The organism is Qipengyuania seohaensis, assembly GCF_002795865.1.
Classification (GTDB): domain Bacteria; phylum Pseudomonadota; class Alphaproteobacteria; order Sphingomonadales; family Sphingomonadaceae; genus Qipengyuania; species Qipengyuania seohaensis.
Genome location: NZ_CP024920.1, coordinates 2606789 through 2629050, shown reverse-complemented (window position 1 = coordinate 2629050; position 22262 = coordinate 2606789). Strand labels below are relative to the sequence as shown.

Genomic DNA, 22262 nt, shown 5'->3' with positions numbered 1-22262 from the left:
CCTGCGCCCTTAACCGCGGCCTCAATGGAAGTCGCGCGATTTCGGAATGATGCGCACATCGCGCGGGTGGCTGCCATGCCAGCCGCATTCGCGATTGCCCGGCGGCGGTTCCTGCCACGGCTCGATGGGCTGGTAGGGATCGTCCTTGCCCTCGCGCAGATTATCGCGTGGATTGAACTTATCCGGTAGCGGCGAAGAGACGTGATCGGCACGTGCGAGCGGAGCGTTGAGCATGTCGTCGGACAGCTTGTGCAGTTCCCCGGTCGCATCGGTCATGTGCTGCGCGATCACATGGATCACTTCGTCATCATATTCGACACGCCCGCGCACCTCCATCAGGCGCGCGCCCATGACCACGCGGCGCTGCTTTTCCTTCAGGTCCGGCCAGACGACGAGATTGATCACGCCCGTCTCGTCTTCCAGCGTGATGAAGCACACGCCCTTGGCGCTGCCCGGACGCTGGCGGATCAGCACCACGCCTGCGACATGGACCATGGAGCGGAATTTCTTCGCGCGCAGGTCGCAGGCGCGCACGAAGCCGCGTTCGGCAAGGCTTGCGCGCAGGAAGGCCATGGGGTGCGCCTTCAGGCTGAGGCGCGTGGTCTGGTAATCCGCGACGACCTCTTCCGACAGCGGCATCTGCGGCAGGCGCGTAGGCTGTTTTTCGGCCCCCTCGTCCCGCGCTGCAGCGGCGGCGAAAAGCGGCAGGTCGGGCCCGCCGACAAGGCTGCGCGCATCCCACAGGGCCTGCCTGCGGGTCAGCTGCATCGAACCGAAGGCATCGGCGCTGGCGAGCCGTTCGACATGCGCGGGGCTGGTGCGAGCGCGGTCGCGCAGCGCGCGCACATCGGCATAGGCACCGTTGGCCTCGCGTTCGGCGATCAGCTGCGCCGCAACCGCTTCGGGCAGCCCGTCGATCTGACGCAGGCCAAGGCGCAGCGCGATATGCTTGTCGAGCCGTCCGCTGTCGCCCGCACCCGCCCTGCCTTCTCCGTTCCGTTCCAGCGTGCAATCCCACTGCGACAGATTCACGTCCGCCGGCAGCACGCGCACGCCGTGTTCCGCCGCATCGCGCACGATCTGCGCAGGCGCATAAAAACCCATCGGCTGCGAATTGAGCAGCGCGCAGGCGAAGGCGGCGGGGAAGTGGCATTTGAGCCAGCTCGACACGTAGACAAGGTGAGCGAAGCTCGCCGCGTGGCTTTCGGGAAAGCCGTATTCGCCGAAACCGCGGATCTGGTTGAAGCAGCGCTGCGCGAACTCGCGGTCGTAGCCGCGCGTGACCATGCGCTCGACCATCATGTCCTGAAGCTCGTCCACCATCCCGCGGCTGCGGAATGTGGCCATGGCCTTGCGCAGGCGGTTCGCCTCCTTGGACGAAAACTTCGCCGCGTCGAGGGCGATCTTCATCGCCTGTTCCTGGAAGATCGGGACGCCCAGCGTACGCTCGAGAATGCTCGACAGCTCGTCCGGCGGGCCGTGCTGCGGACTTGGCGCAGGGATAACCACGGGTTCGGCCCCGCGACGGCGCTTCAGGTAGGGGTGGACCATGTCGCCCTGGATCGGGCCGGGGCGCACGATGGCGACCTGGATGACGAGATCGTAGAACTGGCGCGGGCGCAGCCTCGGCAGCATGTTCATCTGCGCCCGGCTTTCGACCTGGAAGACGCCGAGCGAGTCCCCTGTCCGCAGCATGGCATAGGTCTCCGGGTCCTCGCGCGGGACATTGGCCAGCGTCAGCGTGCGGCCGTGATGATCGTCGAGCAGGTCGAGGCATTTCCTGATGCAGGTCAGCATGCCCAGCGCCAGCACATCGACCTTGAGGATGCCTAGCGCCTCGATATCGTCCTTGTCCCATTCGATGAAACTGCGATCGGGCATGGCGCCATTGCCCACCGGCACCGTTTCGGTGAGCGCGCCTTCGGTAAGGATGAACCCGCCGACGTGCTGCGACAAATGGCGCGGCATTCCAATCATTTGCTCGGTCAGCTTGAGAACCCGCTTCAGGTGCGGATCGGTCACGTCCATGCCCGTCTCTTGCGCGTGTTTCTCGCTGATTTCGCGACCCCACCCGCCCCAAACCGTCTTGGCGAGCGCGGCGGTCACGTCCTCGGTCAGCCCCATCGCCTTGACCACTTCGCGGATCGCCATGCGCGGGCGATAGTGGATCACCGTGGCGCAGAGTCCGGCGCGGTGGCGACCGTATTTGCGATAGAGATACTGGATCACTTCCTCGCGCCGCTCGTGCTCGAAATCGACGTCGATATCGGGCGGTTCCTTGCGGTCTTCGGAGATGAAGCGGTCGAACAGCAACTGGTGCTGTGCAGGGTCGACATTGGTGATGCCGAGGCAGTAGCACACGGCCGAATTGGCGGCGCTGCCGCGCCCCTGGCACAGGATCGGCGGGTCGACCTTCTCGCGTGCGAAATCGACGATGTCCTTGATGGTCAGGAAATACCGCGCGAGGTCCATCTTCCCGATCAGCGCCAGTTCCTTGTGCAGCGTTTCGGTCACGCTATCGGGAATGCCCGCCGGATAGCGCCATTGCGCGCCCTTCCATGTTTCGCTTTCGAGGTATTCCTGCGGTTCGACGCCGCCGGGATAGAGTTCCTCGGGATATTCGTATTTGAGCTCGTCGAGGCTGAAGTTGCAGGCATCGGCCACTTCGCGTGCGGCGGAAATGGCGTGCGGCCAGCGTTCGAACAGGCGGCACATGGTCTCGGGCGGTTTCAGGTAACGCTCGGCATTGCCGTGGAGCAGGTGCCCGGCCCGCGCCACGGTGGTCTTGTGCCGGATCGCGGTCATGACGTCCTGCAGCGGACGCCTGTCGGGCGTCGCGTAATGCACGTCGTTGGTGGCGAGGATGGAGAGGCCGTTCGCGCGGGCGAGCGCATCGAGCCGCTCGATCCGCGCCACATCGCTATCGGTGTAGAGGAAGGCCGCTGCGATATGGCGCAGGGTCGGCAGGCCTGCGGCGAGATGCGGCACGATGTCCTTGAACGGGGCAGCGACCAGGTCCTGTACCTTTTCGCCTGCAAGACCCACGACATTACTCGCCCATGCGGGCACGGTGAACTCGCGCGCGAGGTCGCGCGGAGGCAGCAGGATCAGCTGCACCCCCTCGCTATGCGCGGACAGCATCGGCAGGGAGATGTCGCATTCGCCCTTCTCCTGCCATTCGCCCGACAGGGTGCGCATGCGCCCGGCGGAAATGAGGCGGCACAGGCGACCATAGGCCTTGCGGTTCTTGGGATAGGCGAGGAAGGCCAGCCCCTCGACCGTTTCGATCCGGCAGCCGATGCACGGTTTCAGCTTGAGCGTTTTCGCCTCGGTATGGACGCGCACGACGCCCGCCATCGTATTGGCATCGGCGATCCCCACCGCGTCATAACCCAGCGCGCGCGCCTGCAACACGAGGTCGACCGCATCGGACGCCCCGCGCAGGAAGCTGAAGCAGGAGACGAGGCCAAGCTCGACAAAGGCGCTGCGCTGCGGGGCGTCTATGCCCGCAGGATCGAGCTCGATCGTCCGCTTGGGTATCTGGAGGTCGTTCTCGGGCATCTCACGCCAGTTCCTCCAGCCGCGCGCGGACGGCGGCGAGGTCGGCATCGAACAGCTGCGCCTGCTCCTCGCGCGCGGCACCTTCGAGACGCAGCAGGTAGGATGGATGAGCGGTGACCCAGAGCTCGCTGCCGTCCTCCAGCGGGATCGGCGCGCCGCGGACCCTGGAGATACTCACGGTCTTGCCCAGCAACCCTCGCGCCGCGCTGGCCCCCATGGCGAGCACCAGCTTTGGCTGCACGATCGCGCGCTCGCCCTCGATCCACCAGCGGCAGGTGTCGATCTCCTTCGCGCCGGGGTTCTGGTGCAGCCGCCGCTTGCCGCGCTGGACGTATTTGAAATGCTTCACCGCATTGGTGACGTAGGCCGCGCGCCGGTCGATGCCGACCTTCTCCAGATGCGTGTCGAGCAATTGCCCGGCAGGCCCTACGAAAGGCCGACCGGTCTGGTCCTCCTGATCGCCGGGCTGTTCGCCGACGATCATCAATGCGGCATCCTGCGGCCCCTCGCCCATGACGGCATGGTTGTCGAGCTGGCCGATGGGACACTTGCGGCAGGCGTGGATCGCCTTATCGATCGCGGCGAGCGTATCGGGGCGTTCTTCGAACTCCAGCGCGCCTTTTTCGACCATCCTGGCCTCGCGCCCCTGTGCGCCTGCGACAAGCTCGGGAATGAGCGAAGCCTCCGGCATGTTCTTCCAGTATTTCTTCGGCATCTCCTTCAGCATCGCGCCGATCTTCAGCCGCGCGGGGTTGAAGATGGAAGCGTAATAGGTGCGCCACAGGTCCTCCATCGGATCGCCGCCGGGCGCATCGTGGCGCTCGGCGGGCGGGCCTTCGGACATGGTCTCGGTATCCCAGTGCAGGCTTCCGCGCGGGGTCAGGATCGACCAGCGCATGTTCGAGAAGCGGCGCATGAAGAAGCCGGCATTGGCGCGCAGGATGTGGTGGTCGGGTTCGAACCAGGCGACGTAATGCTCGCCCACGTCTTCGTCTTCACTTTCCACCAGCCGGAAGCGGACGAAGGCGTGCATCTTGTGGCTGTCGCGCCGTACATTCTTGTCGAGTTCCTCCACCCGGCGGACATCGGGATCCGCCTTGTCTTCCATCATCCGCGGGGAAGACTGGAGCCGCCAGAGCAGGCGGTAGAGCAGCGCGAACCGTTCCGGATCGGAGTGCAGGATCGCATTTCTTGCCAGGCTGACGAAGCGGCGGTTGGCACGCACCGGCTTCGCATCCATCGGCGGCACGGGCATGCGCCGCTCGCCGTGAGCGAACAGGTCGCCGCTCCCGCCCGGCTCGACCCAGGCCACGCGGTCGGGCGGCACATCGCTCTGGACCAGCGCGCGCGCCCTCTCGCGCCAGAAATCGAAGTCATCGGCTTCGGGCAAATGCACCACGTAATAGGTGCCTAGCTTGACGTGCTGGAGCGCGGTCATGCGGCGAACAATTCAAGCTGTTCCGACTTCGGCGCGAGCAGGCTGCGCAAATCCGCGCGGTCGGTCAGCGTGATAGGCCGCCAATCGACGGTGCAGATGAAAGGTCGCACCTTGGTGATCGACTGGGTGAGCAGTGCCACGTCGTCCAGCCGCAGCGCGCGGTGGCGGCGGCTGGCGAGGATCTTGCCCACCGCCTTCACGCCCAGCCCCGGCACACGCAGCAATTGCTCCTTGCTCGCGCGGTTCACGTCGACCGGAAAAGCCTCGCGGAACTTCAATGCCCAGGCGAGCTTGGGATCGATGTCGAGCGGCAGGTTTCCGTCCGCCTCGGTCGCCTGCATCACATCCGAAGGCTTGTAGCCATAGAAGCGCATCAGCCAGTCGGACTGGTAGAGCCGGTGTTCGCGGATCAGCGGCGGACGCTTCAGCGGCAGCACGGCGCTGGCATCGGGTATCGGCGAAAAGGCGCTGTAATAGACGCGGCGCAGACGGAAATTGTCGTAGAGCCGGCTCGCCTTGCCAACGATATCCGCATCGGTCGCGGCATCGGCACCGACGATCATCTGCGTCGACTGTCCTGCGGGCGCGAAGCGCGGCGCGTGGCGGAAACGCTTCCTCGCATCCTTCGCCTCGACCAGGTCGGCCTTCACCTTGCCCATCGCGCCTTCGATCTGCCGCGCGTCCTTGTCTGGCGCGAGGCGGGTGAGGCCGCTGTCGGTCGGCAGTTCGACATTGATGGAGACCCGGTCGGCATAAAGCCCCGCCTGGTGGACAATCTCCGGATCGGCCTCGGGTATGGTCTTGAGGTGAATGTAGCCGCGAAAATCGTGCTCTTCGCGCAAGATCCGCGCGACCTCGACGATCTGCTCCATCGTGTGGTTCGAATTCTTCACGATGCCGGAGGAGAGGAACAGCCCCTCGATGTAATTGCGCCGGTAGAAGGCCAGCGTCAGGTCGACCACTTCCTGCGGGGTGAAGCGCGCCCGCGCCACGTTGGAGCTCTTACGATTGACGCAGTAATGGCAGTCGAACACGCAGTGGTTGGTAAGCAGTATCTTGAGCAGCGAGATACAGCGGCCATCGGGCGCATAGGCGTGGCAGATGCCCATCCCTTCGGTCGAACCGATCCCCTTGCCGCCAAGGCTGTTCTTCTTCGCCGTGCCGGACGAGGCGCAGGAAGCATCGTATTTCGCCGCATCGGCGAGAATCTCGAGCTTCTGCAGGATAGTTTGCGCGGCCATTTGTTCACTATACGTTCCGCTGTAGGATTCGCAAATATCAAAAGTTATATTTGGCGGGAACCTCACCGCAGCTTCCGCGTATAAACGCCACGGACCGGGCCCCTCTGGCGTGCAATCGCACGTGATGTCGGACGTAAGTAACGCCGACGGCCTGTCAGAAACGAAACTAAGACATCGTCGGCATACCTACATTCAGCGACCCTCTGGTCGCCAGTCTGGAGTATGCAATGAAATATCTCGCTTCTCTCGCCTTGATCGGTCTTGCGGCAACGCCTCTCGCTGCGCAGGAAAAAGACTGGAGCTTCAGTGACGGCGTATCGCCCGAACGCTGGGCTACCGTAAACGCGGCCTATTCCATGTGCGATGCAGGCCTGAACCAGTCGCCGATCGATCTCAGTGCCGCCAATGCACGCGGCGATATCGAACTGGAAACGAACTTCGGCGAAACCGCAGGCACGATCGTGCTCGGCAAGGAGAAGGTCCAGGTGGACTTCCCCGCCGGCCTCGGAATGAATTCGGGTGGCAAGGATTTCGCCCTGATCCAGGTTCACTTCCACACCCCGTCGGAACACGCGATCAGCGGCAAGCGCTATCCCCTCGTCGCGCACTTCGTCCACGCCACCGAAACAGGGGAACTGGGCGTTCTTGGAGTCATGTTCAAAGAAGGCGACGCCAATCCCGCGCTTGAGACCATCGTGGCGGGTGTCGGAGCCGGAAAGGGTGCCGCCGTCGAATTCGACGTGAACGACATGGTGCCCGAAGACACCGGCATCTATCGCTACATGGGCTCGCTCACCACGCCGCCGTGCAGCGAAGGTGTGAACTGGCATGTTGCCGACGAAGTGATGACCGCCAGCGCGGAACAGATCGCGGCGATGGAAGCCAACCTCGGCCCCTCCGCCCGGTCGATCCAGCCGCTGGGGACGCGCCTCCTCGTCGCACCCGAATAACGGCGAATAACCTCTTGAAACGGGTCGGAAGCTTGTCGCTTTCGGCCCGTTTCCTAATGGCGCGGTAATCCTGTCGGGAAGCGCGACATTTACCCTTCGCAACGCACAAGGCGAAACCAAGGGGAGAAAATGTGTGGGGCTATTCCGCAGGAAGCAAGCCATAGCGCCGCAGGAACGGCGAGCGACCGCCCGCTATGCCGTCGATTGCCCCGCTACCCTCAAGATGCTGGGCGGTGATCGGGTCGGGCGCCTGTCCGACCTTTCCGACGCCGGGGCGCGATTGGAGACGAGCAATCCACCTACCGAAGGCGTGTCGGGCCTGCTTTCTTGGAACGGGCACGAACATTTCGGCAAGATCGTCTGGGCGAACGACAAGAGCTGCGGCATCATTTTCGAAAGACCGGTCCCCATGCACGTCGTGGAAGAGACCGTCGAACAGGTTGAGGTCCAGTCCGGACCCGTGGCCAAGTTCGGCAATATCCCGCTTGGCCAGAAGCGCTCGCGCAGGGCATCGCTGGTTTCCGAAGGCTGACGGTTCAGGCACGCGAAAGCGCGCGGCGGTAGAAGTCCGCGCGTAGGAGATTTCCATGCGTGCTGTCCTTTTCGTATCTTCGCTCGTCGTTTTGGCTACCCCGTCGCTTGCCCAGGAAGCCGATACCCCGGTCGAGGAAGACCGCCGCGAAGTGCGCAAGTGCATCGCGCCGCAAGCAATCGTGCCGACCTTCAACAACACGCCCGAAGCGATGGAACAGTCGCGCATCGCGGCGACGATCGTGGCGGGCGACCAGGTGTGCAAGACCAGCGCACTCAATCCCGAACTTTCCGAATTGCAACATGGGCCCGAAGAGGCTGTTGTGCCGGACGAGGAAGAAGTGGGCGAAGAAGCCGCAACCGAGCCCGCCTAGGCGCACAATCCCTGCAGGTACCAGTCGGGAGCTCCGCCGCGCCCGTCTCCCACGATGCCGAGCCGGTAGATCCAGTAGCGGCGACCACGGTCGTCCTCGATCCGGTAATAGTCCCGCAGCCGCGTGCCACCGCGTTCGCGCCACCATTCCGGCGCGATCCGCTCTGGTCCTTCGACCCGCGTGACCTCATGCACCCCGCCGCGCCAGCGAAAACGCTTGGGATAGCCGTCGGGCGTTGCGTAGAGCACCGAAATCATTTCCGGCTTGTCGAGCATTTTCAATGGCCTCTTGTGGAAAGCGAACTCTCCTTGTGAAGCGGGTTCCGGGTCCAGCGGCGGCTGCCAGCGCTGCGCGCGTTCGGGAATGTGGCTGGCAAAGGCGACGGGACGGCTGACCGCCCTCGCCCCCAGCCGCACGGTCAGCCGGTCGATACAGGCCGACAACGATGTGCCATGCGTTTCGGCCGCCGCCTCGATATCGCCCTGCTCCAGCGCCAGCGGTTCGGCCCAGCTAGCGCGCAGGCGCAGCATCTCGATCCCGAAACCGGCATCGACATCGTCCAGCCGTGCAGCGAACAGGCGGCATATATGCCCCGCCTCGCGCGTGGCAGAGGCCATTTCCAGTCGGCGCACGACGACTTCGCCATCGACGCGCCACAGGCCCAGTTCGAGCCGCCTTGCCCCTTCGCCGCGCCCTTCCAGTTCGCGCGCCATGTCCTGCGCCAAGTCTTCGACGACCTTGTCCAGCAGCTGGCGGTGGCGGATCGGCTCCATCAGGCGGCGCTGCACCAGCGGCATGTGCTGCGGGACCACGGGCAGCAAGGGCTCCGGCACCCGGCCGAGGATCTGGTCGAGGCGGATAAGCGGGTTGGCGGCAGGCGACTTGCGGTTGCGAAAGCGGCGCTGGATGGCATCGCGCCCGCTTCCTCCGTTCTCGATACCGGTCAGATCTCCCAGCCGCTTGAGGCCGAGGCGGCGCAGGACCGTAAGCACATCGTCGTCGAGCCGCAGCGCGGCGACAGGCAGTTCCGCCAGCCGGGCCTCGAAATCGCCTCGCCCCTCCAGGATCGCGCCTTGCGGGCCGAAGTGCGACAGCGCCCAGGCCGCGCCCGCCGTGGGGGCGATGGCACAGCGCAGGCCAAGCTCGCGCCGCGCGAATGCCGCCTCGACATCGGCGACCAGCTTCTCCTCCCCGCCGAACAGGTGCGGGACGGCGGTAACGTCCACCAGCAGGCCGTCGGGTGCATCCATCGCCGACCACGGCCCCCAGCGCCGCGCCCAGATCGCCAGCTTTTCGAGAAAGGCGAGATCGCCTGCCGGATCGCTCGGCGCGGTGACGATGTCGGGACACAGGGTCCGCGCGTCGGCCAGCATCATGCCGCGCCGGGCGCCTGCCACCATGCCTGCGCGGTTCGCTGCCTCGATCCGCGGCCCATGCGCGGTATCGGCGATCAGGACCAGCGGCCGACTGTCGAGCGAGCGGCGGTCCTCGTCCCCGGCGTTTCGCCAGCGGTCCATGGCTATAGCGGGCAGCCAGATGGATAGGATGCGGCGGGAAGATACGGCATCCGGTGTCTTCGCGTTCATCGGGCGCGGGGCGAGCGGCGATGCTGCAACCCGGCCGTCCAGCCCGCCACGGCGCGATCGGTATCCTCGCGCAGCTTACTGGCGGTTAGCGAAGTTTCTCCGTCACTCAGCGTCCAAGTACCCGGAGCATGGGAGCGCGCGCGGAAAAGCTCCGCCTTCCACGCCGGATCGCCGGGGGCCTGTGCGTTCCACGCGGGCGCAGAAGACGGCGCGCTGGCCACTTCCCAGCGCATCCGGGCAGACGACAGGTCGTGCGCGGCATCGATCCGCACGAGGAACAGCGGGATGCCGTGCCGCTCGCTCGTCAGCGTCAAGCGGCGCGAGGCGGTGAAATCGAGCGCCTTGGCATTGCCAGCCATCTCGCCGATCACGAATGCGAAATCGCGACAGCGCAGCCCTTCTTCCAGGGCGAAGAGCGCATCCTCGGCCTTCTCGGCCAGCACATGGACGAGCCGCGATTGCAGGCTTTGCGGAAGGCCCGCGCGATAGGGCCGCCCGCTCAGGCGCACCGCATCGCGGGTTTGCACCCACAGCACGTTGCGCCGATCATCGGCTTCGCTGCCATCCGCCCGCGGCAGGTGCCGCAAATCGTCGAGCGCCAATGCCAGCGCCACCCCTGCCCCTGCCGCATCGCCCGAAGCGGTGAACACTTCGGTGTGGTGAGCGGCCCCCTGCACGGCTGCAAGCCCCGGACGCCAGCGCACGCTGCGCCGTGCGGACAGCGCGGCAACGTCTTCGAAGGCCGTTATCGGCAGGGAGGAAAGATCGGCATGGGACATGAGAGAATCGACTCGTTCGTTCTCATTATGTTCCAATATCGCCGTTTGCGCAATTCATCCCTGCACCCCCTCGCTCCGGCGCGCCTCGCGGAACGCAAGACCTCCCCCGAGCGTAGGATAGACAAACGCAAACACGAGAGGTCACTCATGAAATATTCCGAAGGCAATCCCGACGCGCTCAAGAAGAAGTTCTGGCTCGCCATGTCTGATTCGCCGTTCGTCTTCCTCGAACTGGACGGTCGCTCCGACACTGCGGTGCCGATGACCGCCCAGCTCGACAAGGACGCCAACAGCTCGATCTGGTTCTTCACCCAGAAGAACTCGACCTTCGCCCAGCTCGGCAAGGTCACGGCAAGCTTTGCCGGCAAGGACCACGACATGTTCGCCCGTTTCGACGGCACGCTGTCGGTCGAAACCAGCAAGGAACGGTTCGACCAGTTCTGGAACAACTTTGTCGAAGCCTGGTACGATGGCGGCAAGGACGATCCGGACATCCTGTTCCTGCGCATGGATCTTGGCGATGCCGAAATCTGGAGCGGCGACCTCGGCCTTCTCAACACAGCCAAGATGGCGCTGGGCATGAACGTCCATGACGAAGCAGAAGAGCGCCACGCCGATAACGTCGACCTCTAAATCAGACTACATCGAAAACGCAGAAGGGCCGCCCGCAAAGGCGGCCCTTCTTGCGTCAGGACCCTAGGATGCTGGGGAACAGACCGGTTACCAAGATAACCGTCACTGCGAGCGGGCACAGCCATGCCAGCAGGAAACGCCAGACATTGAACGCCAGCGGCGACAGGCCTGTGGTCGTGCGCAGAAGGTTGGCATCCGCCTTCCAGCCGATGAAGAGCGAAGTCAGCAAGGCACCGACCGGCAGCATCACCTTGCCGGTAAAGCCGTCGACCGTGTCGAGGATGTCGGTATTCTCAAACAGCGACCAGAAGCCGAGCGGTCGGACATCGGCCAGCACGTTGTAGCCAAGCAGGCAGAAGATGCCGATGAGGAAGGCGCCAATGCCGAAGATCAGCGCCGATTTCCTCCGGCTCCATCCGCGCTCGCCGATGCCCCATGCGGTCGGCACTTCGAGCAACGAAATCGAACTGGTAACCGCCGCGACGAGGATAAGGACGAAGAACAGGAAGCCGAATAGAGCGCCGCCGGGCATCGTCTGGAATGCAAAGGGCAAGGTCTGGAATACCAGCGTCGGGCCTGCGGCAGGATCCAGACCGACCGCAAAAACGATCGGGAAGATCATCAGGCCGGCCAGCAGCGCCACGCTCGTATCGGCAATCGCGATCATGGCCGCAGTGCCGCCGAGATTGCTCTTTTCCTTGATGTAGGAGCCATAAGTGATGAGGCCTGCGACGCCCAGCGAGAGCGAGAACAAGGCCTGGCCAAGCGCGGAATTCATCACCTGCGGAGTCAATTTCGACCAGTCGGGGGTGAACAGGAAGGCGAATGCATCGCCAATGTCGCCCTCGATCGCACCATACACGACGAGGCCGACAAGCAGCACGAAGAACATCGGCATAAGGTAGGTCGCGGCCTTCTCGATACCCGAGCTGACGCCGCGAGCGACGATGTAGAGCGTCAGGCCCATGAAGGCGAAGTGCATGGCAAGCAGAAGGCTCGGGCTGGCGAACATATCGCCGAGGCGCTGCTGGATCTGTTCCTGGCTTTCGCCCGCCAGCGCACCGCGGAATGGTTCGCCCGCGCCCACGGCCTGGATGAAGTCGAGACCCATCACACCGGCGTAATAAAGCACCCAACCGGCCACGACCGAGTAGAAGGAAACGATCAGGAAGGCCGCAATTGCGCCCACGCCGCCGAAGATCGACCAGCTTGGCGATGCTTTCGATTCCTGCGAAACCTTGCGGATCGAACCCACCGCATCGGTCTGTCCCACGCGACCGATGAAGATTTCCGCCAGCACCAGTGGCAGGCCGAGCAGGAAAACGCAGGCGATGTAGAAGATGACGAAGGCACCGCCTCCGCTTTCACCGGCAAGCGTCGGAAAACGCCAGATATTGCCGAGACCGACTGCCGCGCCAACGGCTGCCAGAATGAATGCGCTGCGCGAGGACCAGCCCTCGCCCGTGGTTTGCGAAGTAGCGACCATGTGTCGTTAAAATCCCTTGTGTCCAGCGGCGTTCTCCCGTGCCGCTCCTCGGGGTGGGCTTAAAGCACGGAAACCCGTCGCTGTCCAAGCGTTGCTTTGCCTTCTTCCCTGCACTTGCTACGGGACGCACATGTCGACCACTTTCCAGCTCGATACGAGCACCAGCCGCGCAAACCCTACCCCGCAGCCGATGAAGCGGCTCACGGTGCCGAAGATTCGCGCGCACAAGGCCGACGGGGAAACCAAGCAGCCGCTGGTCATGCTGACGGCTTACACGGCCCGTCAGGCGCAATTGCTCGATGCGCATTGTGACATACTCCTGGTTGGGGATTCGCTGGCGCAGGTGATCTACGGCCTGCCATCGACGATTCCCGTCACGCTTGAAATGATGGCCAACCATGCAGCTGCGGTGGTTCGTGGCAGTTATCATGCGGTAGTGGTCGTCGACATGCCGTTCGGCTCCTACGAAGCCTCGAAGGAACAGGCTTTCGAGAGTGCCGCTCGCCTGCTCAAGGAAAGCGGCGCGGCAGCGGTGAAGCTGGAAGGCGGCGAGCAGATGGCGGAAACGGTCGCTTTCCTGAACCAGCGCGGCATTCCTGTGATGGGCCATGTCGGCCTCACCCCGCAGGCCGTGAACGTCCTCGGCGGCTATATGGCACGCGGACGCGACGATGCGGAAGCCAGGAAGATCGTCGGGGACGCGAAGGCACTGGATGAGGCGGGCGCATTCGCTATCGTCCTCGAAGGCGTTCTCGAACCCATCGCCATCGAGGCCACCAAGGCAGTCTCCTGCCCCACCATCGGTATCGGCGCTTCGGCGCAATGCGATGGACAGGTGCTGGTGACCGAGGATATGCTCGGCATGTTCGAACGCGTCCCGCGCTTCGTGAAAAAATACGAGAATATCGCCGAAGTGATCGACCGCACGGTCGCGCAATATGCCGAGGAAGTGCGCGAACGCAGCTTCCCCTCGGCAGATCAGACTTACCAGCCCAAGAAGGGCTAAGGACCTCAAAAAATCGATGGAAACGCTTCGCAAGTACTACACGTTCTCGCTCGTCTTTACGGCAATCTGTTTCGGTCTGGCCGGATGGTACGGGTGGAGCAGCACGGGCTCGATCTCCGCGACACTGGGCATCCTGTGGATCGTGCTCGTCCTGTCGATACTGGAGGTGTCGCTCAGCTTCGATAACGCGGTGGTGAACGCCACCGTCCTGCGCGATATGGACCCGGTCTGGCAGCAGCGCTTCCTGACTATCGGCATATTGATCGCCGTCTTCGGCATGCGGATCGTCTTTCCGATCGCGATCGTGGCAATAGCTGCCGAGATCGGCCCCATGGAGGCGATCAACCTGTCGTTGAACGATCCCCAGGAATACGAACGCTTGGTCTCTGATGCCCACATCGGCATCGCCGGTTTCGGCGGCGCTTTCCTTGCCATGGTTGGCCTGACCTTCTTCTTTGAAGAGGACAAGGAGATACACTGGATCGCAGTGCTCGAACGTACCATCAACAGGTTCTCCAATGTTCCTGCGGTGGAGATCGGCCTCGTCCTCCTGCTGGTCTATTTCGTTTCGACCATGCTGGCACCGGACGATGCGATCGTGTTCCTGACGGCGGCGATCCTCGGCCTCGTCACCTTTATCGCAGTCCACGCCATTGCCGCCATCATCGAGGCGCGCGAGGCCCGCAAGAAGGCCGCTGGCGAGATCGTGAAATCGGGCCTTGGCGGTTTCCTCTATCTCGAGGTGCTGGACGCAAGTTTCAGCTTCGACGGAGTAATCGGTGCGTTCGCCCTGTCGAACAACATGATCATCATTGCGCTAGGCCTGTCGGTCGGCGCCATGTTCGTGCGCTCGATGACCATCCACCTCGTGCGCACGGGTACGCTCGCCCAGTATCGCTATCTCGAACACGGTGCTTTCTGGGCCATCATCGTGCTCGGCATCATCATGCTGCTATCTGCACGCTGGCATATTCCGGAAACAATCACGGGCCTGCTCGGCGCAGTGCTGATCGGGCTCAGCTTCTGGTGGTCGGTGCGTCATAACCGGAAGCATCCGGGCGAAGAGCGGACCGAGCTGCCAGCCGAGTAGCGAGCGGCGCGGCCAGTACCAGCTGGAAGAAATGGTAGAGCAGCAGCGGCAAGACTATGAAGCCTGCTGCTGCCGGCTCGAACAGGACCGTGGCGAGGGGCGCGCCGATTGCCGCGGACTTCTGGGCTCCGGCAAACAGGAAGGCGATGCGGTCCTGGCGCGGTAGGCCGAGGCCAGCGGGCGCGAACCACGCTCCTGCGTGACCCACGACCAGGAACAGTGTCACCAGACCCATTGTCACCGCCCAACCCCAACCGTCGATGCGCGTCCAGATGCCCTGCTCCACCGCGCCCGAAAACGCGACGTAGACGGCGAAGGCAATGATCAGCCTGTCGAGCCATACGATCCGTGGTTTCTGCTGCGCGATGAAGGCCGCAGACTTGCTCTGCACCAACTGTCCGATCGCGAAAGGCAGGATCAGGATTAGGATGATCTTTATAAGCGCATCATTGCCCACCATCCCTTCCCCGCTCCCACCAAGCGAGAGGAAAATGGGCACCGAAATGAAAACACCGAGGATGCTCATCGATGCGGCCGCAATAACCGACAGGGCGATATTGCCGCCAGCCAGCGAGCTGTAGGACGTCGATGACTGGACAGTCGTCGGCAGCGCGCCAAGATAGAGGAACCCAACCGCGAGAAGCGGCGGCAGGATTGCTTCGCCGGCATGGGACAAGGCCAGTCCGACGCCCGACATCGCGCCGAACATCCACAGCGTCAGCGGGAGGAAGAAGCGCCAGTTCGCGATGCCAGAGGCGATCTCGGAGCGGGCGATGCGCATTCCGTTGGCAAGGAACAGGAAGAAGATGCCGAGGTTCGCCGCCATCTGCGCGGCGCTGCGCCAAGTCCCCGTCGCCGGGAAAAACGCAGCCAACACCATTGCGGCAAGCAGGAGCCGCAGCATCGGGTCTTTCGTGATCGTACGGATTGCCATTCGCCTAACGCCCTGCCGAGCCTTTGTGCGCCTGTCTAGCTCTCCGACAGCGCGCGCAGCTTGGCCGCCAGCTCCGAACGAAGCTGCACGTCCTCTTCCGGCAGGGCCGCCAGCAGGGCCGCAATTGCAGGAGGGCTCATGCGCTGCGTCTCATATGCTTCGATTGCCCAGTCGAGCTGGTCGACCCCGTCCCCTTCACCCAGTTCCCGGGCGGCGACGCTGCGCGCGGCGAGGACCCACGGCACTTGCCTCATTCCATTTCCAAGCGCGCGATCCAGCAACCTTGCGGCATCCTCCCATTGACCCGCTGCGGCATAACCATCGGCAGCCAATGCCGCGGCCTCTGCGTTGAGGGGGTTGGCCGCAGCGAAAGCGGCGACCAGGCGCGCGGCTTCTGCCCGCTCGCGAGCAGCCGCCATCCTTAGCAAGAGGGGCCAGTTCCGGCGTACACGCGCTGCGCGCTCATAGGCCCTGAAGGCGGCAACCCGGTCGTTTCGTGCAAGGAGTGCATCGCCCAGCAGGGCTGCCGCGTCGGCGGATTCCGGGTAGGCTTCAGCCATGCGACGGGCCATATCCACCCCGCGCTCGATATCGCCTGCAGACAGCGCAGCGCGAACCTGGTCTCGCCTCATTATTCCTTCATCCCCGGCCTGTTTTTCCCCGCCACGGAGCGGACCCAATACAGTTTCATCGACCGCGGCTAGATCGAGATAGATTGCCGCCTCTTCGCGGCGATCCAGCGCCTCGAATGCCCGCCCGACGAGCGTACGGAGCCATGGTGAGCCTCCGGGGCCGCGTGCCTGGTCGGAAAAGCGATAGATCACTTCCTGCTCATTCCCGTTCTGCGACAGCACAAAGGCCAGCAAGTCGCGGATACGATGGTTCGATGGCTGTTCCCGGCCAAGCTGGTCGAGCTCCTGCGCCGCACTCTGGAAATTGCCGAGCTCCACGTCGATGATGGCCGAGAGCAACCTGGCCGCTGCGGTATCGCGCCGGGCACCTTCGGTAAGCTCGAGCGCCTGGCGTGCCGCGACGAAGTCACCCGTCCGGGCCAGCTCGACTGCCTTGAGATATGGATCGTCGAATTGAGCCAGGATCGACTGTGCCCGCTCGGGCTCACCTGCATCCAGCAGCGTCGCTGCATATTCGATCTGTAATGCGCGATCACTTCCAGCTTGCCCGACGGCTTTCTCAAACCACTGCACGGCAGGCACCATGCCCTCGCTATCCCGTGCGAGCTGTCCACGAAATTTGAGCGCCTCGACATCGGTCGGACCCAGTTCCATCGCGCGGTCAGCCGCTTCGAAAGCAGCGAGATGGTTGCCCAGGCTATAGCGCAAGCGGCCGATAAGGACCCAGACGCGCGGATCGTCCGGCGCGACCATTCTCGCCTGCTCCAACGCGTCCGCAGCGGCGGCGACATTCTCTTCGCGCATTTCGAGATCGGCCAGCAATCGGTATCCAAGGGAAGCCGTCCGGTCGTCGAACTTCCCGTCCGCTAGCCAGGTTCGAGCATCCGCCAGGTCGCCGCGCAACAAGGCGGCCTCTCCTGCATAGGCTGCATAGGTACTGCGCTCGAGCTCGGATTCGACCAGCCGGTCCACCGTCAGCTGCGCTGCACCTGCATCGCCGCGGGCGACTTGCGAGCGAAGCTGCACCAGATCGTCAATCGTCGCAGCCGGTCCGCCGCAGGACGCGACTGCTGCGCACAGGAGCGCGAGGACAATGGCGAGGTCAGGCCTGGAGATCATACTGCTTGAGTAGATCGTAAAGCGTCGGGCGACTGATCCCGAGTATCTTGGCGCTGTTCGAAATATTTCCCTGCGTCCGCGCCAGCGCCTTGCGGATCATCCTACGGTCGGCCTCTTCCCGGGCCTGCTTGAGATTGAGGGCCAACTCGCCGCCGTCCTCGTCCGTGTCCATGTCCAGATCGTCTGCACCGACCAGTTTCCCGTCCGCCATGATGACGGCTCGCTTGATCCGGTTCTCCAGTTCACGCACGTTACCGGGCCAGGTCCAGCTATCTATGGCCGCCAGCGCATCCGGCGCAAACCCTTTGACCTGCGGGTTCATTTCCGCAGCGAACTTCGCAAGGAAATGCTTCGCCAGGAGCACTGCATCGCCCGGGCGTTCGGTCAGCGAGGGGATTTTCACGACGATTTCGGCGAGGCGATAGAACAGGTCTTCGCGGAAGCTGCCCTCGGCAATCATGGCTTCCAGGTTCTGATGCGTGGCGCACACGATGCGCGTGTCCACGGCGATGGGCTTGCGGCCGCCGATACGCTCGATCAAGCGCTCCTGCAGGAAGCGGAGCAGCTTCACTTGCAAGGGCAGCGGAATATCGCCGACCTCGTCCAGGAACAGCGTGCCCCCATTGGCCAGTTCGATCTTGCCCTCCGTGGTTTTGACAGCGCCGGTGAAAGCTCCCTTCTCGTGGCCGAACAGCTCGCTTTCCAATAGGTTCTCGGGGATCGCAGCGCAGTTGATCGCGACGAATGCGCCGTGTTTGCGATCGCTTGCCTCATGCAGGCCCTTGGCGAGCAACTCCTTGCCCGTTCCGCTGGCACCTAGGAGCATGACGGACACATTCGTCGGTGCCACGCGCTCGATCGTGCGGGCAACCTTGGCCATTTCGGGAGCTGCCGTAATCATCGAACCGAGTACGGTCTTTTCCTCGCCCACCTTGTCGGCAAGGCGGCGGTTTTCGGCTTCGATCGCATGCAGCCGATGTGCACGATCGACGATCATGCCCAATTGCTCGATGTCCACCGGCTTCTGGTAGAAATCGTAGGCCCCGCGCTCGATCGCCTGCAAAGCGCTCTCGCGCGCGCCATGCCCGCTCGCCACGACCACCTTGGTATCGGGCTTCATTTCCATGATCGCATCGAGCACGGCAAAGCCTTCGGTCGTGCCGTCTGGATCCGGCGGAAGGCCAAGGTCCAGAGTGACGACCGCCGGCTCTTCCGAGCGCAACAGGGCCAGCGCCTGATCGCGGTTGCCGGCGATCACGACCTCGTAATCGTCATACGCCCACTTGAGCTGGGCCTGCAGGCCCTCGTCGTCCTCCACCACCAGGAGCTTGGGTTTGTTCTCGGCCATCAGACCGTCTCCTCGATATGTTCTTTGGGCCCGGCGTAGATTTCGCGTGCGGATCGCAGTGGCAGGCTGACAGTGAAGCGGGTGCCCAGGCCTTCACGAGATTCCACGTCCAGCCGACCATCCATCGCTCGGATGATCTCGCGCGCTTCATAGGCACCGATGCCAAAACCGCCGTCCTTGGACGACACGAAGGGTTTGAATAGGCCATTGCGGACAAAAGCCGGGCTCATGCCCTTCCCATTGTCGATGATCTGGAACTGGCCGCTGATCCCGTCGCTAAAGGCTTCGATCATCACCGGGACGTCCGGTTCGCTGGCGTCGATGGCGTTCTGGACGAGATGGACGAGCGCCTGCTCCAGCCCCTCGCGGTCGCCGATTACCTCGTTTCCCTCGCAGCGGGAGAGGGCCACGGGATGAACCCCGTCGAAGCTCTTGACGATAGAACGGGCGACGTCTGCCAGGTTGATCGCGTGCATTTCCTCGCGCGCCCCTGTGCCGTAGCGCCCAAGGCGCGCCAGCAGCGAATTGAGCTTGTCCGCGCTGTTCCTGAGCGTGACCAGCATATCCTTGCGGAATTCGGGTTTGTCCGCGTGCTTCTCGGCATTCCGCAGGAGCAGCGACATCTGGCTGGAAAGGTTCTTTATGTCGTGCATGACGAAAGCCATGCGCCGGTTGAACTCGTCGAAGCGGCTTGCCTCGGACAGGGCAGCCTGGCCGCTTTGTTCAGACAGATAGCTCGCCAGCTGCCGTCCGACGATGCCGAGGAGGTCGTAATCCTCCCAATCGAGCTCGCGTTCGATGGCCGGACGCGCAAGGACGACGACCCCTACAAGGCGATCGAAGTGGAGCAGAGGTACGGCAGCCCAGGCGCGGGTTTCGGCATCGGGCCATGCGGGCATATGGGCCAGTTCGCCATGGTGATCCTTGCCGGACCGGACCTCGTCGAAATCGAGGATGAGCCCTTCGCGCTCCAGTATCGCGGCCAGATCAGCGCTCATCACGCAAGGTGGCAGCTGCGAATTGGGCCAGTTCCAATGGGCTCCCATCCCCAGCGCACCGTCGTCGTCGGGCAGCAGCAGGAGCCCGCACGGACTGTCGGTGATATCTGCCAGTGCCTTTATAGCCCGCTCTTGCAGGCTGGTTTCGTCGAAACCGGTCCGGCCGATGGTGTTGGTGAATCGAATCCACTCGTTGCGATAGTCGTAGCGGTGCTTGAACAGGTGTTTGACCGCAGTCACCCGCAGCCAGCCACGCACCCTTTGCGACGGCAACCATATCAGCGCCAAAGCGCCCGCCGCGAGGATCAGGCCGACCTGCGTGAGCGCCCGGATATCGCCGCGCAGCATATCGAGCGAATTGGCCAGCAAGAGCATCAGGATGAAATAGGCACCGATGACCAGCAGCGAGAGCGAACGGAAGGTGAGCGTACGCGATGGACGAAATTCCAGCCCGGCAGCGCTCGAATTGAAGCCGACGGCGAAGGGTATCGCGATAATCGCAGCCGCAAGGCCGCTTATGGCCTGCAATTCCACAGGCACTTCGCCCGTGAGATAGCTGAGCGTGTAGAAATTGAGCGAGAATGCCCACATTCCCGCAAGCGCCGCAGCATTCCATCGCAGGATCCGGCGCGACGACAGGGCTGCGCCAACATATAGATTGTGCAGCAGGACCAGTGCGCCGACCACGGTGAGGGCGCGCAGGATTGCGGACGTTTCGAATACCAGCGTCGCTGCGCCGGGCGAATTCGCATTGCGCAGGGCGAGCATGACAAGAACGATCTGGAAGGTCTCGACGATCCCGAGGACGATTGCAGCGGGGCGCACCAAGCGCAGGGTCTCGTCACGACCGTCGTTTGCGAACAGGCGCAGCAGCACGTAAATCCAGGCGAGATTCTTGGTGACTTCGGTGAGGGCGACCACCGGCTGTTCTGCGCCGAAGCTCGCCGCTGCAAAGCACCAGTTCGCCGTCAGGGCCAACGCGGCAACCCCCGCCCAGCGATCGGATCGCTCTGCCGCTCCCGAGCGCGCGATCCACAACGCCGCCAGTCCGCTGACCAAGGCGCCGAGCAGGAACGACAGCGATCCGATGTTTGCGAGCCAGACCATCAGCGCGCACCTTCCGGCCACAGTATGACGCGGGCCGTCTGGAGAAGGATCAGGAGGTCGAGGAAGGGGGAGTAATTCTTGGCATAGTACAGATCGTATTCCAGCTTGCCGCGCGCATCCTCGATACTCGCTCCGTAAGGGTAATTGATCTGCGCCCATCCGGTTATGCCGGGTTTGACCATGTGACGTTCGGCGTAGAACGGGAGCTTCTCGTCCAGCTCGGCGACGAACTCGGGGCGTTCAGGTCGCGGGCCGACAAAGCTCATCTCTCCCTTGAGGACGCTCCACAACTGGGGCAATTCGTCAATCCGCACGAGGCGGATGAAGCGGCCCACCCGGGTAATGCGCGGATCGTCTTTCTCCGCCCACTTGATGCCCTGCGCCTCGGCATCCTGGCGCATGGAGCGCAGCTTGGGAATCTGGAAGGTCTGGCCGTAAAGCCCGACACGCTCCTGCCGATAGAACACCGGTCCCTTGCTCTCCAGCTTCACCAGCAGCGCGAAGAAACCGATGAGCGGGAGCGTGAGCAACAGCACAGCCAGGCTCACGACGACGTCGAAGACACGTTTGGCGACCGTGGAGATGCGCTGCCCCGCAATGAAGCCATCGGAAAAGATCAACCAGCTTGGATTGAGCGTATCGAGATCGAGCTTGCCGGTTTCTCGTTCGAGGAAGCCCGACAGATCGCTGACATCGACGCCCTTGGTCTTGACGCGAACTAGGTCCTTGAGCGGCAGGGAATTGCGCCTTTCCTGCATGGCGAGCACGACTTCCTGCGCGCGAATGCGTTCCACATATTTGCCGAGATCACCGATTTCCTCGCGGTCGATTGCTCCCGCCACCCGTTCAGTGACAGCGCCCCCCATGGCGACGAATGCCAGCACTCGAAAGCCGCTGTCGGGCCGATTGGAAAGGTCGAGCAGGCGCTGGGCCCGCGGTCCTGCACCAAGGACCAGTATCCGCCTGCGAAATGCCCTGGCGTCGACGACGCGCGTCGCAATCAGGCGGTTCATGACCAGTAGCAACAAGCCAAGGGCCATCGCGTAGAGCAGGATCGAACGCCACAGCGCCGTGCCCGGCATGACGAGATTGACGAAGGAGATCGACAGCATGCCGAGACCGAGTGCCACGAACAGGCGCGCTGTCGCGAACCGGATCGAGCGTAAGGCAAGCGGAGTATAGGTACCGACCGCAATCACCGCGAGCCAGACGATCATGGCAAAACCGCAGATCGCCACCGCCCGTTCCGCAAAGGGCCCCGGGTCGATCGAAAGCTGGAAAGTCCGCAGCTGCCAGCCTGCTTCCCCTGCCAGACCAAGCAACAGCAGGTCGAACAGGCAAAGCAGCATCACCTCTTGGGGGATGTAGTGCTTGAAAACTCTGATCATGGCAGGCGGCGATACCCCGAAGGTTGGTTAAGCCTTCCCTTACCATGGCATTGGTGAACTG

Annotated in this window: 17 protein-coding genes; 6 read left to right on the top strand and 11 right to left on the bottom strand. The window is 63.4% G+C overall.

Features of this window, described 5'->3' with window-relative positions; genetic code table 11:
- Nucleotides 1–21 precede the first annotated feature (21 nt).
- The 3 genes from CVE41_RS12940 to CVE41_RS12930 are packed head-to-tail and all read right to left on the bottom strand — an operon-like array spanning nt 22 to nt 6240.
- Nucleotides 22–3561 carry an error-prone DNA polymerase gene (locus tag CVE41_RS12940; protein ID WP_100261530.1) on the bottom strand — a complete coding sequence of 1180 codons (3540 nt, stop codon included), beginning with the start codon at nt 3559–3561 and terminating at the stop codon, nt 22–24.
- A gap of 1 nt (nt 3562) precedes the next feature.
- Complete coding sequence (locus CVE41_RS12935; protein WP_100261024.1) at nt 3563–4999, bottom strand: UdgX family uracil-DNA binding protein; 1437 nt, start codon at nt 4997–4999, stop codon at nt 3563–3565.
- Nucleotides 4996–6240 carry a putative DNA modification/repair radical SAM protein gene (locus CVE41_RS12930; RefSeq protein ID WP_100261023.1) on the bottom strand — a complete coding sequence of 415 codons (1245 nt, stop codon included), beginning with the start codon at nt 6238–6240 and terminating at the stop codon, nt 4996–4998. The genes CVE41_RS12935 and CVE41_RS12930 overlap by 4 nt, the downstream gene beginning before the upstream one ends.
- Nucleotides 6241–6467: 227 nt before the next feature.
- Between CVE41_RS12930 and CVE41_RS12925 the strand changes: the two genes are divergently transcribed.
- From CVE41_RS12925 to CVE41_RS12915, 3 genes are all read left to right on the top strand, one after another.
- A complete protein-coding gene (locus CVE41_RS12925) occupies nt 6468–7190 on the top strand; it encodes a carbonic anhydrase (protein WP_100261022.1) in 723 nt (240 codons plus the stop codon).
- A gap of 133 nt (nt 7191–7323) precedes the next feature.
- Nucleotides 7324–7722, top strand: a complete 399-nt coding sequence (locus CVE41_RS12920; RefSeq protein WP_157799510.1) for a PilZ domain-containing protein — start codon at nt 7324–7326, stop codon at nt 7720–7722.
- Between the two features lie 55 nt (nt 7723–7777).
- Nucleotides 7778–8095 (top strand): hypothetical protein, encoded by a 318-nt coding sequence (locus tag CVE41_RS12915; protein ID WP_100261020.1) that lies wholly within the window; start codon nt 7778–7780, stop codon nt 8093–8095.
- Here CVE41_RS12915 and CVE41_RS12910 read toward each other — a convergent pair.
- Nucleotides 8092–9681, bottom strand: coding sequence for a Y-family DNA polymerase (locus CVE41_RS12910; RefSeq protein WP_100261019.1), 1590 nt, complete (start codon nt 9679–9681; stop codon nt 8092–8094). The genes CVE41_RS12915 and CVE41_RS12910 overlap by 4 nt on opposite strands.
- Nucleotides 9678–10460, bottom strand: coding sequence for a hypothetical protein (locus tag CVE41_RS12905; RefSeq protein ID WP_100261018.1), 783 nt, complete (start codon nt 10458–10460; stop codon nt 9678–9680). Before CVE41_RS12905 ends, CVE41_RS12910 begins: the two co-directional genes overlap by 4 nt.
- A 147-nt stretch (nt 10461–10607) precedes the next feature.
- Between CVE41_RS12905 and CVE41_RS12900 the strand changes: the two genes are divergently transcribed.
- Complete coding sequence (locus CVE41_RS12900; protein WP_100261017.1) at nt 10608–11093, top strand: pyridoxamine 5'-phosphate oxidase family protein; 486 nt, start codon at nt 10608–10610, stop codon at nt 11091–11093.
- Between the two features lie 55 nt (nt 11094–11148).
- On the opposite strand, the gene CVE41_RS12895 is transcribed toward CVE41_RS12900, so the two are convergent.
- Nucleotides 11149–12579 carry a sodium-dependent transporter gene (locus CVE41_RS12895; protein WP_100261016.1) on the bottom strand — a complete coding sequence of 477 codons (1431 nt, stop codon included), beginning with the start codon at nt 12577–12579 and terminating at the stop codon, nt 11149–11151.
- 130 nt (nt 12580–12709) lie between these two features.
- Between CVE41_RS12895 and panB the strand changes: the two genes are divergently transcribed.
- Nucleotides 12710–13585, top strand: coding sequence for a 3-methyl-2-oxobutanoate hydroxymethyltransferase (gene panB, locus CVE41_RS12890; RefSeq protein ID WP_100261015.1), 876 nt, complete (start codon nt 12710–12712; stop codon nt 13583–13585).
- Between the two features lie 16 nt (nt 13586–13601).
- Nucleotides 13602–14675 carry a DUF475 domain-containing protein gene (locus tag CVE41_RS12885; protein ID WP_100261014.1) on the top strand — a complete coding sequence of 358 codons (1074 nt, stop codon included), beginning with the start codon at nt 13602–13604 and terminating at the stop codon, nt 14673–14675.
- Here CVE41_RS12885 and CVE41_RS12880 read toward each other — a convergent pair.
- The 5 genes from CVE41_RS12880 to CVE41_RS12860 are packed head-to-tail and all read right to left on the bottom strand — an operon-like array spanning nt 14602 to nt 22201.
- On the bottom strand, nt 14602–15609 hold the full coding sequence (locus CVE41_RS12880; protein WP_100261013.1) for a bile acid:sodium symporter family protein: 1008 nt from the start codon (nt 15607–15609) through the stop codon (nt 14602–14604). The two genes, CVE41_RS12885 and CVE41_RS12880, sit on opposite strands and share 74 nt — an antisense overlap.
- Nucleotides 15610–15644: 35 nt before the next feature.
- Entirely contained in the window at nt 15645–17360 is a 1716-nt protein-coding gene (locus tag CVE41_RS12875) for a tetratricopeptide repeat protein (RefSeq protein ID WP_100261012.1), read from the bottom strand.
- Nucleotides 17344–18708 (bottom strand): PEP-CTERM-box response regulator transcription factor, encoded by a 1365-nt coding sequence (prsR, locus tag CVE41_RS12870; protein WP_100261011.1) that lies wholly within the window; start codon nt 18706–18708, stop codon nt 17344–17346. Before prsR ends, CVE41_RS12875 begins: the two co-directional genes overlap by 17 nt.
- The gene (gene prsK / locus CVE41_RS12865) at nt 18708–20813 is read right to left on the bottom strand and encodes an XrtA/PEP-CTERM system histidine kinase PrsK (RefSeq protein WP_100261010.1); all 2106 of its coding nucleotides are present in this window, start codon (nt 20811–20813) and stop codon (nt 18708–18710) included. The genes prsR and prsK overlap by 1 nt, the downstream gene beginning before the upstream one ends.
- Nucleotides 20813–22201: a TIGR03013 family XrtA/PEP-CTERM system glycosyltransferase gene (locus tag CVE41_RS12860; RefSeq protein ID WP_100261009.1), complete on the bottom strand. Its 1389-nt coding sequence runs from the start codon at nt 22199–22201 to the stop codon at nt 20813–20815. Before CVE41_RS12860 ends, prsK begins: the two co-directional genes overlap by 1 nt.
- Nucleotides 22202–22262 lie beyond the last annotated feature (61 nt).

Coding starts and splice junctions, on each gene's coding strand:
- panB (WP_100261015.1), top strand. CDS start 12,710: ATGTCGACCACTTTCCAGCTCGATACGAGCACCAGCCGCGCAAACCCT.
- prsR (WP_100261011.1), bottom strand. CDS start 18,708: ATGGCCGAGAACAAACCCAAGCTCCTGGTGGTGGAGGACGACGAGGGC.
- CVE41_RS12895 (WP_100261016.1), bottom strand. CDS start 12,579: ATGGTCGCTACTTCGCAAACCACGGGCGAGGGCTGGTCCTCGCGCAGC.
- prsK (WP_100261010.1), bottom strand. CDS start 20,813: ATGGTCTGGCTCGCAAACATCGGATCGCTGTCGTTCCTGCTCGGCGCC.
- CVE41_RS12925 (WP_100261022.1), top strand. CDS start 6,468: ATGAAATATCTCGCTTCTCTCGCCTTGATCGGTCTTGCGGCAACGCCT.
- CVE41_RS12885 (WP_100261014.1), top strand. CDS start 13,602: ATGGAAACGCTTCGCAAGTACTACACGTTCTCGCTCGTCTTTACGGCA.
- CVE41_RS12915 (WP_100261020.1), top strand. CDS start 7,778: ATGCGTGCTGTCCTTTTCGTATCTTCGCTCGTCGTTTTGGCTACCCCG.
- CVE41_RS12880 (WP_100261013.1), bottom strand. CDS start 15,609: ATGGCAATCCGTACGATCACGAAAGACCCGATGCTGCGGCTCCTGCTT.
- CVE41_RS12900 (WP_100261017.1), top strand. CDS start 10,608: ATGAAATATTCCGAAGGCAATCCCGACGCGCTCAAGAAGAAGTTCTGG.
- CVE41_RS12935 (WP_100261024.1), bottom strand. CDS start 4,999: ATGACCGCGCTCCAGCACGTCAAGCTAGGCACCTATTACGTGGTGCAT.
- CVE41_RS12905 (WP_100261018.1), bottom strand. CDS start 10,460: ATGTCCCATGCCGATCTTTCCTCCCTGCCGATAACGGCCTTCGAAGAC.
- CVE41_RS12860 (WP_100261009.1), bottom strand. CDS start 22,201: ATGATCAGAGTTTTCAAGCACTACATCCCCCAAGAGGTGATGCTGCTT.
- CVE41_RS12940 (WP_100261530.1), bottom strand. CDS start 3,561: ATGCCCGAGAACGACCTCCAGATACCCAAGCGGACGATCGAGCTCGAT.
- CVE41_RS12875 (WP_100261012.1), bottom strand. CDS start 17,360: ATGATCTCCAGGCCTGACCTCGCCATTGTCCTCGCGCTCCTGTGCGCA.
- CVE41_RS12930 (WP_100261023.1), bottom strand. CDS start 6,240: ATGGCCGCGCAAACTATCCTGCAGAAGCTCGAGATTCTCGCCGATGCG.
- CVE41_RS12910 (WP_100261019.1), bottom strand. CDS start 9,681: ATGAACGCGAAGACACCGGATGCCGTATCTTCCCGCCGCATCCTATCC.